Genomic DNA, 12704 nt, shown 5'->3' with positions numbered 1-12704 from the left:
TCTCTCGACAGGCTAAGCAAACATTTATACCATCGTCAATCATGAATGGCACAAATGTATCTTTATCTATTCTCGACCGCCTGTCTGATGACTGGGACGAGCTGACGCCCGAGGCGCAGAAAGCAGCGCGCTATGTGCTGGAGAACCCACAGGATGTGGGCGTGTCCACCGTGCGCGAAATCGCTGAAGCGGCGCAGGTGAAGCCTAACACTTTCGTGCGCATGGCGCGGCAGATGGGCTATGACGGTTATGAGGATTTCCGCGCACCGTTTCGTGATGCCATTAGGCGTGGCGGGATGAGCTTTCCAGACCGTGCGCGCTGGTTGCAGGACATTCGCAAGTCGGGCGGGCTTGGCGGGCTTTATGCCGACATGATGGAAGCGACGCTCAGAAATATCGAAGAGAGCTTTGCAACGATCTCGGCCGAACAACTGCAAACCGCCGCCGAGGCGATCTGGAACAGCAAGCAGGTCTTCACCCTTGGCGTCGGCGTCAACAACGCCATTGCGCGCAACTTCACCTATCTTGCCTCAACCGGCATGAGCGATTTCCACGCGATCCCGCGCCCGGGGTCCACCGCCGTTGACGATCTGGCATGGGCGAGCGACACCGATGTTCTGATCGCCATCACCTGCCGCCCCTATCGCAGCGAAGTGGTCGAGGCCGTCGAGATCGCGAAATCCCAAGGCATGACCATCGTCGCCATCTCTGACAGCCCAGCAAGCCCGATCATACGAGCCGCGGATCACGGCTTCGTCGTCGGCGCGGAAAGCCCGCAGTTCTTTCCCTCGACCGTCGCCATTGTCGCCTTTCTCGAGACGCTGCTCAGCTTTGTTATCTCGGTCGCCTCTGACGAAATCGTCGACAGGGTCGACCGCTTTCACGCCCGCCGCCACGCGCTTGGGCTTTATGTGGAGGAGCCAACGTGAGTGAGCCATTAAAATCGCTTGAGGCGCGCTATTACACGGACCCCAAGGTCTATGAGATGGAGATGGACGGGCTCTTTGCCCGAACATGGCAATTCGCGGGCCATGCAAGCCAGCTTGAGAAGGCCGGCGATTATTTTGCCTTTGAAATGGCGGGCGAGAGCCTGTTTTGCATCAAGGGCCGCGATGATGTGATCCGCACGTTCTATAACGTCTGCCAACACCGCGCGCATCAGTTGGTCAGCGGCTCGGGCTCAACGCGCGTCGTGGTCTGCCCCTATCACGCCTGGACCTACGAGTTGACCGGAGGCCTGCGTGCAGGGCCGAATATCAATTCGGTCGAAGGCTTTGACAAGTCCAAGATCTGCCTCACCGAGGTGCGCACAGAGCTGTTTCTGGGGTTCATCTTTGTGAACCTCGATCCAGATGCCAAGCCGATGGAAGATTGGTTCCCGAATGCCCGCGCTGAACTTGAAAGCTGGGTGCCGCATTTTGCGGACCTCAAGCCCGTGGAATGGGTCGAGATCCCGGAAAATTGCAACTGGAAGGTTTCAGTCGAGAATTATTCCGAGTGCTATCACTGCTCTCTGAACCATCCGACCTTTGCCACAGGCGTTGTGAAACCCGAGACCTACGACATCCAGCCGCAAGGCTATTGTTTGCGCCACACAACGGAATGTCAGGCGCTGGATCAGATGACCTATCCCATCGACCGCAGCCGCAAGCATGCCGAAGAATATTCAAGCTGGTTCCTCTGGCCGATGTTCAGCTTTCAGGTCTATCCGGGCAATGTGCTGAACACCTACCATTGGCGCGCGATTGATGCCGATCACGTGGTGGTCTGGCGCGGGTGGTATGCCGCCGAAGGGTTTGACCCGCAGATCATTCACGACCTCGCAAAACAGGATCGGGAAACGACTGTCGAAGAGGATATTCACCTCGTGGAATCTGTGCATCGCGGTCTGAAATCTCGCGGTTATGTGCCAGGGCCCTTGGTGGTAGATCCGACCTGTGGCGTGAACTCTGAACATTCCATCATGCACCTTCAGCGCTGGATGCGCGAAGCGGTCGATGGGCCGACACAATAAAGGACTGACCAATGAGCGTATTTGACGAAGATCTCTTTCTAAAAGGCCTGGAACAACGCAAGGCCACGTTGGGTGCCGAGTATGTTCAGAAAAGTCTCGACGCAGCCGACGACCTTACTCGTCCGTTCCAAGAGGCCATGACGGCCTGGTGCTGGGGTTTCGGCTGGGGAGACGATGTGATCGACGCCAAAACCCGATCCATGATGAACCTGTCGATGATCGGCGCCCTGGGCAAGATGCACGAATGGGAGTTGCATTGCCGCGGCGCGATCAACAATGGCGTCACGCCCGAAGAGATCCGCGCAATCATCCATGTGATTGCGATCTATTGCGGTGTGCCACAGGCGTTGGAGTGCTTCCGGGCTGCGCGGAACGTTCTGGACAATGCGAAAGATTAATTTCTCTACACGAAACCCATAAACTCGTGGTAAACTTTGGTTGTGGATAATCCCCACCAAGTTCAAGCATCGCAAATGATGCGTTCGAGTACGGGCAGTAGTGTGTAATGCCGACATATACAGTGGAAGCGTTCCGGTGGACTGGGACGTATTACAACTCTCAGTATAACACGTCCTATCAGGCGACGTTTTCTGATAATGATGGCGCCTATCAAGGTGGCGGAGACTCTGACGAACAGGTTCAGATCGACGGCGGTTCGTTCAACTCGACAGCCAGTCAGCCTTACAAGATCGCGGTATCTTTCACGGATACCAACGGAAATTCTCACGTCGAGGATTTCAACTTTTTCTACACAAGTGACGGCGGGTGGTATTTCGTACCCGAACCGGACTCTGAATTCACGGTTGGCGCAACACTTGGCTCTTATCAAAGCCATACCGTTGGGTGGGACTACAGCGATGTTGTCTGTTTTGTCTCCGGCACCATGATTGAGACGCCCGAGGGCGCAAAGCCGGTCGAGACTCTGTGTGCCGGAGATCTGGTCACCTGCGGCGAAGGGCAAACAAAGCCCCTTGCTTATGTTCTGAAACGCGCATTCTCGGAACGTCAGCTTGAACGCAACGAAAAACTACGTCCGGTTCGGATCACTGCGGGTGCCATTGGGCTGGGTGTTCCGAAACGCGACCTTCTTGTCTCGCGTCAGCACCGCATGTTGGTAAAATCCAAGATCTCGAAAAACAAGTTCGGGCAAGAAGATGCGCTGGTAGCTGCGATCAAACTAACGATCTTGCCCGGCATCTTTCTGGAACCAAACATTCAGGACACGACCTATTATCACCTCGGGTTTGAAGATCACGAGATCGTCTTTGCCGAAGGTGCGCCCGCTGAGAGCCTGTTGCACGGTGATGACGCGGACCTCATCACAAGTCCTGAGGCTCAGGCCGAGTTGGAATGGCTTTTACCCTATTCCAACGGCACGCCGACGACGCCAAAGGCTAAGACCAACATCCCGTCGCCTTCGCTGCAGAAAACCATCGTGCAAGCGCATCTGCGCAAAGGGCGCAATCTGCGCAAATAACGCCTAAAGCGCGTCGAGGTCGAAGTCCGGCAGCCGGCCGAAAGCCTCGCGCAAGGCCCCGCCCCAGCCTTCGGAGATCTCGAGGTAGTAGGGATCATTGGCTTCAATGCGGAAGGCGTGGTCACATTGGAAGGCATCCTTTGCGTAGACGCGCACATCCAAGGGCAAATCTACGCTGAGGTTGGCTTTGATGGTTGAGTCAAAGGACACCAGCAAAAGCTTGATCGCCTCATCAAAGGACATCTCAGGATCATAGGCGCGCACCAGGATTGGACGCCCGTATTTGGTTTCTCCGATCTGGAAAAACGGCGTGTCCTCGCTGGCCTCGATGAAATTGCCTTCGGGATAGATCATGAACAGCCGGTGCTTGCCGCCTTTGATCTGACCGCCCACAAGGATCGTCGCATTGAACCCGCTATCGGCCTGTTGGCCTTCGTCGGCGTGATCCGAAATCACTTCTTTCAGGGTGTCGCCCACCAAGGTCGCAACCTGAAACATGCTCTCGCATTTCAAAATCGAGGGGCTGCGATCCTCGACCGCCTTGCTGCGTTCCTCCAAGAGGCTGATCACAGCCTGCGTCGTCGCCAGATTGCCCGCGGTCATCACCGTGATCGAGCGCTCCCCCGGTTCATCCCAAGCAAACATCTTGCGAAAGGTCGAGATATTGTCGACGCCCGCGTTGGTGCGCGTGTCAGACATAAAGACCAGGCCTTTGTTCAGCATCAGCCCGACGCAGTAGGTCATAGTGCCCTCAATTTAAGTTCTTGCACAGCAAATAGGCTATTGCTGCACTTGCAGCGCAACATCAAGCCTTTCTTCGCCTTCGCCCTGACGAATACCCAGAATTGGGGCCGCATCACGATAGTCTCGGCCAATGGCGACGGTGATGTATCGGGAGTCCGGCGAAATGCCGTTGGAGACATCAAATCCGACCCATCCCAGACCGGTCACATGGATTTCGCACCACGCATGGGTCGCGTCCTGATCCACACGGTCATCCATCAAGAGGTAGCCCGACACATAACGCGCCGGAAAGCCCAGCGCCCGTGCAACCGAGATCATGATATGGGCATGGTCCTGACAGACGCCTTTGCCTTCCGCCATCGCGTCTTCGGCCGTAAAGGCGCTGTCGGTTGCGCCGATGCTGTAGGACACGGTCTTTAAAATCTCGGCAGACAGCGCATGGAGCAGAGGGATATCGTCCATCTCTTTACGCTGCTTCAGCATGTCACTGATCAGCGCGCGAATTGCGGGGCCAGGTTTGGTCGTTGGCGTTTGCTGTTCATAGAGCCACAGAGGCGCGTAGCCGCGATGTTTACCTGAGGCACCGGCCAGATCTTCGACCTCGATCACCCCTTCGCAGAGGAACTCGACCGTCGTGGCACCGGCATCGACTTTTACCAGTTCCGTACGGTTCTGGAATTGATCGTCAAAGCCGCATTGCACCACCCCTCCGGTGACCTTGGTGCTCCACTCCAGAACCTTCTGCCCCGGCCCATCCTTGGGCGTCAGGCGGAGGCGTTGCAGCGCGTAGTGTACCGGTACGTCGTAAGAATATGTGGTCACATGGCGCACGGTCAGGCGGCGGGTCTTATCCATAGAACCTAAAGTCCTCTTCGATATGAGCCGCGAGTTTCGCGTTGTCGGCGATGAAGCTGCTGAGGAACTCGTGCAGACCTTCTTCGAAAATCGTATCAACCGAATGCGCGTTGATCCGGTGGCACAAAGCATCGGCTTGAACGTGGCTTTCCTCGCGCGCTTCGTATTCCATTTCTAGATGTTTCAAATTCTCCCCAATCCTCTTGGCACAGAAGGCCAGAGACCGCGGCATGCGTCCGTCCAGGATCAGGAAATTTGAAATCGTAGCCGGTGTACTTTCGCCGCCATGGAGCCAGCGAAAACTTCGCTCCGCCGAGACAGACCGCAAAATGACCTCCCATTGCGCGTTGTCGATGGAGGACCCAACGAAAGCAGCCGAGGGCAACAACACGTAATATTTCACGTCCAAAATCCGCGCTGTGTTGTCGGCGCGTTCGATAAACGTCCCGAGGCGCGAAAACGCAAAGATATCGTTGCGCAGCATCGTGCCGTGCAGGGCCCCCCGCACGACCGAGGTTCTGAACCGGATTTGGGTCAGAATGTCATGCATCGCGCGTTCCGTGACCGGCCGCGAGAGCAGATCCTTAAGCACCATCCAACATTCGTTGGTGGCTTCCCAGACCTCGGAACTCAGCGCCGTGCGCACCAGACGCCCGTTGTTGCGCGCTGCCGTGATCGCCGTCATGACCGAGGACGGGTTGTCCTTGTCACGCAGCATGAAATTGATCACCTGCCCGGCTTCATAGCTGTCGTATTTCTCGAGATAAGCCGCGTTCATGCCGGCGGTCGAAACAATGGACTGCCATTCATTGGACGCCCCATCCGCGCGGGTCAGGGCGATGTGCCAGCCTGCCTCAAGCAGGCGCGCAGTATTCTCAGCGCGTTCAAGGTAGCGGAACATCCAAAACAGACCGCCAGCGGTTTTGCCTAGCATCATGTCTTAGTCCCCCAATACCCAAGTGTCCTTGGTGCCGCCCCCTTGCGAGGAATTGACCACCAAAGAGCCCTTCTTCAACGCCACGCGGGTCAGCCCACCCGGCGTGATATCAACGCGATTGGGCGACACGAGAACAAAGGGGCGCAGGTCCACATGGCGCGGCGCAAGCCCCGCCTTGGTCAGGATCGGAACAGTCGACAAAGAGAGCGTCGGCTGGGCGATATAATTTGCAGGCCGCGCGCGGAGTTTGCGTTCAAAGGCCGCAATCTCTTTCTTTGAAGCCGCGGGTCCCACGAGCATGCCATAGCCGCCCGACCCATGCACTTCTTTGACCACCAGATCGGCGAGGTTGTCCAAGACGTATTTCAGGCTGTCTTCCTCGGAACAACGCCAGGTCGGCACGTTCTTTAGGATCGCCTGCTCGCCGGTATAGAACTCGACGATATCGGGCATGTAGGAATAGAGCGCTTTGTCATCCGCAATCCCTGTACCTGGCGCGTTCGCGATGGTGATATTGCCCGCGCGATAGACATCCATGATCCCCGGCACACCCAGCATACTGTCTGGATTGAAGGTCAGCGGATCCAGATAATCATCATCCACACGCCGATAAAGCACATCAATCGGCTGATAGCCCCGCGTCGTTCGCATCGAGACAAAGCCGTCTTCGACACGCAGGTCGGTGGATTCAACCAGCTCGACCCCCATTTGATCCGCAAGGAAAGCATGTTCGAAATAGGCCGAGTTATGGATCCCCGGCGTCAGCACCGCCACAACCGGCTTCGCATTGGGTGAATTTTGAGGGCAGCTATCAGCCAGAGAACGGCGCAAGAGCTGCGGGTAAGCCGAGACCGGACGCACCTTGAGCTGGGTGAAAAGCTCTGGGAACATCTGCAACATGGTCTCGCGGTTCTCGAGCATATAGCTCACGCCTGACGGGGTGCGGGCGTTGTCCTCGAGGACATAGAACTCGTTTTCGCCCGTGCGCACGAGGTCAGTTCCGACGATATGGGTATAGACGCCTCCGGGCGGTTTCATCCCGACCATCTCAGAGAGAAACGCTTCATTTCCCGCGATGATCTCCTTGGGGATACGCCCAGCGCGCAGGATTTCCTGACGATGGTAGATGTCATGCAGAAAGGCGTTGATCGCACGGACACGCTGTTCGATCCCGCGCTCGAGCGTGCGCCATTCTTTGGCGGAAATCACGCGCGGGACGATGTCAAAGGGGATCAAGCGCTCGTCAGCCTCGTCCTGACCATAGACGTTGAACGTGATGCCAATCCGGCGAAAGAAACTCTCGGCTTCTGCAGATTTGCGCCTCAGCGTTTTGAGGTCTTCGTTCTTAAACCAATTGAAGTAGGCTTCATAAGGTTGCCGAGGCAAACCCGCCTCTCGCAACATTTCGTCGAAATACTGATTACTCTCGGTCATAAAATTACGTTCGCATAAAGAAACCTGAGCGCAAGCAGATAATTTTAGGGGCTGAAATAGGTTCGTGTTTTAGGGGTTTACGCGTAAACATGCTGAAAATTTAGGCGAATCCACAGGGTGTCTGATCGGGTGATTTAGCCGTCAAAAGTCCAACGATAGCTTGGTGGGGTTGGACCCTTGTTGCGACCGCCTTGTTGGGTTTGCTCCCAAGCATGGGCGAGGATCCCCACCGAGCGGGACAAGCAAAACAAGCCACGCGCCAGAGGCGGCGCAAAGCCGAGTTCCGCATAGATCACCGCTGTGGCGCCGTCGATGTTCATCGGAATGGGTTTGCCGGCGCGCTTCAACAACTCCTGTTCCACCTGGATCGCAATTTCAGCGAAAGCACCGTCGCAAACACCTGCCTCAACGCTGTCCTGCACCAACTTCAAAAGCCGAGGCGCGCGAGGGTCTGTTGGCGTGTGGAAGCGGTGTCCAAATCCCGGGACGATCTTACCGCGTGCGGCGCACCAGTCATCCAAGGCATCGCGCAATGGCGCGCCAGACCTCGCCAGAAAATGATAGAGCTCAACCGTCTGCTCTCCAGCCCCGCCGTGCACATCGCCCAACATATTCACGGCACTTGCCATAGCGTTGTTGAGAGGCAGACCACAGGTGACGGCCATACGCGCGGCGGCGATCGACGGCGCTTGGGGGCCGTGATCCACCGCCGAAACCAAAGCCGCTTCAAAGAGCTTTGCTTGCCCTTCGGACGGACGATCGCCGCGCACCATAAGCCAGATCATCTCGGGGAAACTGACGTTCCCAATCAGCTCCTCAATCGGATGGCCACGCAGCTCGATGCGCCCGGGTTCCATGTCGATGATTGAGGTGCGCCACCAGTCTGCAACGTCGCTCACAAGATGCCCTCCGCCGTTAACGCGTCTATCTCGGCCGCCGAAAGACCAAGCTCTGCCCATATCTCCGCATTATGCGCTCCGAGTTCTGGCGGCGCGTCTATTGGCGATGGCCGCGTGCCATCCATAACCACGGGGCTCGCCGTCACTTGGATCGTGTCGTCGCCTTGAGACAAAGATGCGATTATGCCTCTATCCACCAGTTGCGGGTCGTCTAGAACCTGCGGAACCGTCATCACAGGACCGGTCGGGACGCCCAGCCGGTTGAGCTCTGCTACCCAATCCCCCGACGGACGTGTCGTCAGAACAGCCTCAATCTCTGCCCGCAACGCATGCCGATTGCGCTTACGATCCTCGCGGGTTTGATAGTCCGGATGGCTCAGCAAATCCGCCTTGCCGATATGGCGGGCCAAGGCCTCCCATTGCTCATCGCGATTGGCGGCGATGTTGATCGGCTGGTCCTTGGTCGCGAATGTGCCCGACGGTGCAGAGGTGGTATTTTCATTTCCATGGGCGGCGGGCGTCACGCCTCCGATCAGGTAATTGGACACGACCCAGCCCATCGAAGAAATCACCGAGTCCGTCATGGAAACATCCAGAAACGTGCCCCTCGGACGCGCGTTGAGGGCGGCGCAGATGGACATCGCGGCGGCCATGCCTCCGTTGGTGTCAGCCAGTGGATAACCCACACGATACGGAGCCGTATCGGGCGCGCCGGTGATCGACATCACGCCTGACACGCCCTGCACGATCTGGTCATAAGCGGGATCATTCTGACGCGGACCGGTCTGCCCAAAGCCCGATATGGCGCAATATATCAGGTGCGGGTTCACGTGCTTGAGCACCTCATAGTCCAATCCAAGCCGCGCCATCACTCCGGGACGGAAATTCTCAACCAGCACATCTGCGGTTTTCACGAGCTCTTTCAAAAGCTCTTTGCCCCGCGCGGTTTTCATATCCAAGGTGACAGACCTTTTCCCCGCGTTCTGCGCGAGGAAACTGATGCCCATGCCGGCTTTGTTGCGGTCAGGATCGGCCCCAAGCACACGGGCCAGATCGCCAGATCCAGGCCGTTCCACCTTGATGACATCGGCCCCCATCATTGCCAATTGATAGCAACAATAGGGGCCAGCCAAGACGTTGGTCAGGTCTAGAACGCGAACACCGTTCAGAGGTTTAGTCGCCATCAGCGATCCCAGCCGCCCGCGCTTTGGCACGCCGTGCGCGATAGCTTGGGAAGACCACCAGCAGAACCGAAATCACTAAGAGGCCCAGCGTCATCGGACGATCCCAGACAAAGCTCGCACCATCATAAAGGTTCATCGAGCGCGCGAAGTTGTCCTCGAGCATGGTGCCCAGAATGAAGCCAATGAGCAGCGGTGCCAGCGGGTAATCCGCGAACTTGAAGATCGTCGCGCAGATGCCGAAGGCCACAAGGATCAACAGCTCGGTCGCGTTGTTCTGCCCGATATAGGCCCCCATCAAAGTAAAGAAGAGGATAAACGGGATCAGGAAGTTCCGCGGCACGGCCAGGATTTTGGCGATGTAAGGGATCAGCGGCAGGTTCAGGATCAACAGAACCACGTTGCCGATATACATCGAGATGATGACAGACCAGAAGATCTGAGGATCATCGACCATCAGGCGCGGGCCCGGTGTGACGTTCAGCGCAATCAAAGCGCCCAGCAAAATCGCCGTCGTCCCCGAACCCGGAATGCCGAGTGTCAGCAAGGGCACAAACGACCCTGTACAAGCCGCGTTGTTGGCAGTTTCCGGCGCGGCAAGACCTTTGACAGAACCGTCGCCGAACTCTTTCTGTTCCTCTGCAGGCGCGATGTTGCGTTCCACCGCATAGCCGAGGAAAGACGCAATCGTCGCCCCCGCACCGGGCAGAACCCCAATGAAGAAACCTTGGATCGACTGGCGGCCAATGACCGGCGTGATCTTTTTCGCCTCATCGCGCGTGATCCGCAGGTCTTTGATCTCGCCACTGCTGCCCTGCTCGGATCGCGAGGGTTTCAGCACCAGATAAAGCGCCTCGGGCAAAGCAAACATCGCCATGGCCAGCGTGATAAAACCAAAGCCTGATTGCAGGTCCATCAACCCCATTGTGAAGCGCGGCGCGTTGAACTGCGCGGTTTCGCCCACGGTGGCCATGATCAGACCCAGTACGGTCATCAACAGAGCCTTTGACACCTGCCCCGTGCCCGCAAAGGCTGCGATGGCTGAAAGGCCGACGATCATCAGGGCAAAATACTCTGCCGAGTGGAACAAGAGCGCGACCGTCGAGAGCATCGGCGCGAAAACCATCAAGAGGATCGCGCCAATGGTACCGCCCGCGAAAGACGCAATCGCCGCAATCGTCAGCGCTTTGCCCGCTTTGCCTTTGCGCGCCATGGGATAGCCATCGAAACTGGTCGCCACGGTGCCAGCAACGCCCGGCGCGTTCAGCAGGATCGACGAAGTCGAGCCCCCAAAGATCGCGCCATAGTAGACACCCGCCAAAAGGATCAGTGCGGTAGATGGGTCTCCGATTGTGATCGCCACAGGGATCATGATCGCGATGATCGACATGGGGCCAAGCCCCGGCAACATGCCGATGAATGTGCCGATCAGACAGCCACCAATCACCATCAGAATGTTTTGCATCGACAGGGCCGTCGACAAGCCTAAGAGAATACCTTCAAGCATTGATCAAGTCCCCAAAAAGAACGGCAGAGGACGCAAGAAAATGCCGAGCACTTCCTGAACCAGATACCAAATGCCAAGAGTTGCAATCGAGGCCACGACGATCATCGTGATCCAGCGGCGCTCGCCCAACAGAACCGATCCACCGATCAGGAACCCGCTGGTTGCCAGTAAAAATCCGGCCGGACGCAGCAGAAGCGCATAGGCCACCATCAGCGCCAGAAGCGCGATAGCCTGGCCGAGGTTATATTCATGCAATCTGCGATAATCGATGTCGCCGATCTTCTCCTCGCCTTTTTCAATCCCGCTCAGGACGATGAGGCACAGGACAATCCCCGCAATCGACAAAACTTTTGGAAAAGAGGACGGCCAAACCGCCAGCCGCTTCATAATCGGCGGCAATGTCGCATCCATCGTAAACCAAGCCGTATAGCCGTAGGCCATACAAATCCCTAACAAAACAAGCGCAACCCAACGATCAAGTGCCATGTTTCCCCCCTTATAGGTCGATAGGCCGAGCCTCGGCCCGGCCTATCCTGCGGCGCGCACTCACGCGCCAATCACGTCAGACTTACAGGAAGCCCAGCTTCTTCATGAGATCGCCGATCACCTGTTCTTGGTTCTCAAGGAAGGCTTGGAAATCAGCGCCAGAGTTATGGATGTTGACCCAGCCATTGCGCGCACGCACGGCTTCCCATTCGGGTGTGTCATACATTTTGCTTAGCGCGTCCTGATACATTGCCAGCTTGTCTGCAGGCAGACCCGGAGCCGCGAAGAAACCACGCCAGTTGACGAAGGATGTATCGATGCCCTGCTCTTTCATGGTCATCGCGCTGTCCATCGCTGCAACACGCTCGTCCGAGGTCACGCCGATGATCTTGACTTCGCCAGCCTGTGCCAGAGCCACCGCTTCAGAGAAACCGGTAGAGAGCGCTTTGATCTCGCCAGACAGCAGCGCCGCCATGGCTTTACCGCCTGCGTCATAAGGAATGTATTTCACGTTCAGCGCGTCTTTGCCCGCGGCTTCCATCACCATAGCTGCAACAAGGTGGTCCATGCCGCCCGGAACAGAGCCGCCGCCAATCGCAGTGCCCGCTGGGTCCGCGTCATAGGCCGCAACCAGATCCGCCATGTTGTTCATGGAGCTGTTTGCATCCACAACAATCGCCGCATAATCGCCGATGGTGCCAGCCACCAAAGTCAGATCGCGGAAGTTATGCGGGAACACGCCGGTCAGCGAGCGGATCACGATTGGAGTGGAGTTCACCATCAACGTGCCATGCTGGCTGTCTGCATTTTCGATCATATAGCCGATGGCTTTACCACCACCGCCACCAGACATGTTTTCATAAGACGCAGAGCCCACGATCCCCGCGCCGGTCAGCGCTTCGCCGGTGCCACGCGCCGTGCCGTCCCAGCCGCCACCCGCGCCGCCAGGGATCAGAAAGTGGATGCTGTCCACGACCTGATGGCCACCTGCAGATGCCGGACCCGCAATACCAAGAGCCGCAACAGCGGCGATAAAGGCGCGACGGCCCAATCCAAAGTTACTCATAATTTCCTCCCATTTGACATTTGCGACATCCGCCGCCCATGTTCGCGAAAGGTGAGAGGTCAAACTGACACAAGCCTGACAAGGCGTCAGAATGAGAAGAGTTC

Annotated in this window: 13 protein-coding genes; 4 read left to right on the top strand and 9 right to left on the bottom strand. The window is 57.1% G+C overall.

All coding sequences use genetic code 11. From position 1 onward, the window contains the following. Nucleotides 1-41 precede the first annotated feature (41 nt). The 4 genes from HZ995_RS06910 (at nt 42) to HZ995_RS06895 (ending at nt 3491) form a co-directional block, all read left to right on the top strand. Nucleotides 42-929, top strand: a complete 888-nt coding sequence (locus HZ995_RS06910; RefSeq protein ID WP_209357932.1) for a MurR/RpiR family transcriptional regulator — start codon at nt 42-44, stop codon at nt 927-929. Continuing rightward, nucleotides 926-2014, top strand: a complete 1089-nt coding sequence (locus HZ995_RS06905) for an aromatic ring-hydroxylating oxygenase subunit alpha (protein ID WP_209357931.1) — start codon at nt 926-928, stop codon at nt 2012-2014. Before HZ995_RS06910 ends, HZ995_RS06905 begins: the two co-directional genes overlap by 4 nt. 11 nt (nt 2015-2025) lie before the next feature. Next, nucleotides 2026-2412, top strand: a complete 387-nt coding sequence (locus HZ995_RS06900) for a carboxymuconolactone decarboxylase family protein (protein ID WP_209357930.1) — start codon at nt 2026-2028, stop codon at nt 2410-2412. A gap of 107 nt (nt 2413-2519) precedes the next feature. Continuing rightward, nucleotides 2520-3491, top strand: coding sequence for a Hint domain-containing protein (locus tag HZ995_RS06895; RefSeq protein ID WP_209357929.1), 972 nt, complete (start codon nt 2520-2522; stop codon nt 3489-3491). 3 nt (nt 3492-3494) lie between these two features. Here HZ995_RS06895 and HZ995_RS06890 read toward each other — a convergent pair whose 3' ends face one another. From HZ995_RS06890 to HZ995_RS06850, 9 genes are all read right to left on the bottom strand, one after another. Next, nucleotides 3495-4235 (bottom strand): proteasome-type protease, encoded by a 741-nt coding sequence (locus tag HZ995_RS06890; RefSeq protein WP_209357928.1) that lies wholly within the window; start codon nt 4233-4235, stop codon nt 3495-3497. Between the two features lie 36 nt (nt 4236-4271). Then, nucleotides 4272-5090: a transglutaminase family protein gene (locus HZ995_RS06885; RefSeq protein ID WP_209357927.1), complete on the bottom strand. Its 819-nt coding sequence runs from the start codon at nt 5088-5090 to the stop codon at nt 4272-4274. Then, a complete protein-coding gene (locus HZ995_RS06880) occupies nt 5083-6024 on the bottom strand; it encodes an alpha-E domain-containing protein (RefSeq protein ID WP_209358189.1) in 942 nt (313 codons plus the stop codon). The genes HZ995_RS06885 and HZ995_RS06880 overlap by 8 nt, the downstream gene beginning before the upstream one ends. Before the next feature lie 6 nt (nt 6025-6030). Then, nucleotides 6031-7461, bottom strand: a complete 1431-nt coding sequence (locus HZ995_RS06875) for a circularly permuted type 2 ATP-grasp protein (protein WP_209357925.1) — start codon at nt 7459-7461, stop codon at nt 6031-6033. A gap of 134 nt (nt 7462-7595) precedes the next feature. Continuing rightward, on the bottom strand, nt 7596-8360 hold the full coding sequence (locus HZ995_RS06870) for a citryl-CoA lyase (protein WP_209357924.1): 765 nt from the start codon (nt 8358-8360) through the stop codon (nt 7596-7598). Continuing rightward, complete coding sequence (locus HZ995_RS06865; RefSeq protein WP_209357922.1) at nt 8357-9544, bottom strand: CaiB/BaiF CoA transferase family protein; 1188 nt, start codon at nt 9542-9544, stop codon at nt 8357-8359. The genes HZ995_RS06870 and HZ995_RS06865 overlap by 4 nt, the downstream gene beginning before the upstream one ends. Continuing rightward, nucleotides 9534-11048, bottom strand: a complete 1515-nt coding sequence (locus HZ995_RS06860; RefSeq protein WP_209357921.1) for a tripartite tricarboxylate transporter permease — start codon at nt 11046-11048, stop codon at nt 9534-9536. The genes HZ995_RS06865 and HZ995_RS06860 overlap by 11 nt, the downstream gene beginning before the upstream one ends. 3 nt (nt 11049-11051) lie before the next feature. After that, entirely contained in the window at nt 11052-11534 is a 483-nt protein-coding gene (locus tag HZ995_RS06855; protein ID WP_209357919.1) for a tripartite tricarboxylate transporter TctB family protein, read from the bottom strand. 82 nt (nt 11535-11616) lie between these two features. Continuing rightward, nucleotides 11617-12600 (bottom strand): Bug family tripartite tricarboxylate transporter substrate binding protein, encoded by a 984-nt coding sequence (locus tag HZ995_RS06850; RefSeq protein WP_209357918.1) that lies wholly within the window; start codon nt 12598-12600, stop codon nt 11617-11619. Nucleotides 12601-12704 lie beyond the last annotated feature (104 nt).

Origin of the sequence: Cognatishimia activa, from assembly GCF_017798205.1 — a bacterium.
GTDB classification, from domain to species: Bacteria; Pseudomonadota; Alphaproteobacteria; order Rhodobacterales; family Rhodobacteraceae; genus Cognatishimia; species Cognatishimia activa_A.
Note: the sequence above shows the minus strand (reverse complement) of the source record. Positions and strands in the feature narration are given on the sequence as shown.

Coding starts and splice junctions, on each gene's coding strand:
- HZ995_RS06910 (WP_209357932.1), top strand. CDS start 42: ATGAATGGCACAAATGTATCTTTATCTATTCTCGACCGCCTGTCTGAT.
- HZ995_RS06890 (WP_209357928.1), bottom strand. CDS start 4,235: ATGACCTACTGCGTCGGGCTGATGCTGAACAAAGGCCTGGTCTTTATG.
- HZ995_RS06875 (WP_209357925.1), bottom strand. CDS start 7,461: ATGACCGAGAGTAATCAGTATTTCGACGAAATGTTGCGAGAGGCGGGT.
- HZ995_RS06880 (WP_209358189.1), bottom strand. CDS start 6,024: ATGCTAGGCAAAACCGCTGGCGGTCTGTTTTGGATGTTCCGCTACCTT.
- HZ995_RS06860 (WP_209357921.1), bottom strand. CDS start 11,048: ATGCTTGAAGGTATTCTCTTAGGCTTGTCGACGGCCCTGTCGATGCAA.
- HZ995_RS06855 (WP_209357919.1), bottom strand. CDS start 11,534: ATGGCACTTGATCGTTGGGTTGCGCTTGTTTTGTTAGGGATTTGTATG.
- HZ995_RS06900 (WP_209357930.1), top strand. CDS start 2,026: ATGAGCGTATTTGACGAAGATCTCTTTCTAAAAGGCCTGGAACAACGC.
- HZ995_RS06850 (WP_209357918.1), bottom strand. CDS start 12,600: ATGAGTAACTTTGGATTGGGCCGTCGCGCCTTTATCGCCGCTGTTGCG.
- HZ995_RS06865 (WP_209357922.1), bottom strand. CDS start 9,544: ATGGCGACTAAACCTCTGAACGGTGTTCGCGTTCTAGACCTGACCAAC.
- HZ995_RS06895 (WP_209357929.1), top strand. CDS start 2,520: ATGCCGACATATACAGTGGAAGCGTTCCGGTGGACTGGGACGTATTAC.
- HZ995_RS06885 (WP_209357927.1), bottom strand. CDS start 5,090: ATGGATAAGACCCGCCGCCTGACCGTGCGCCATGTGACCACATATTCT.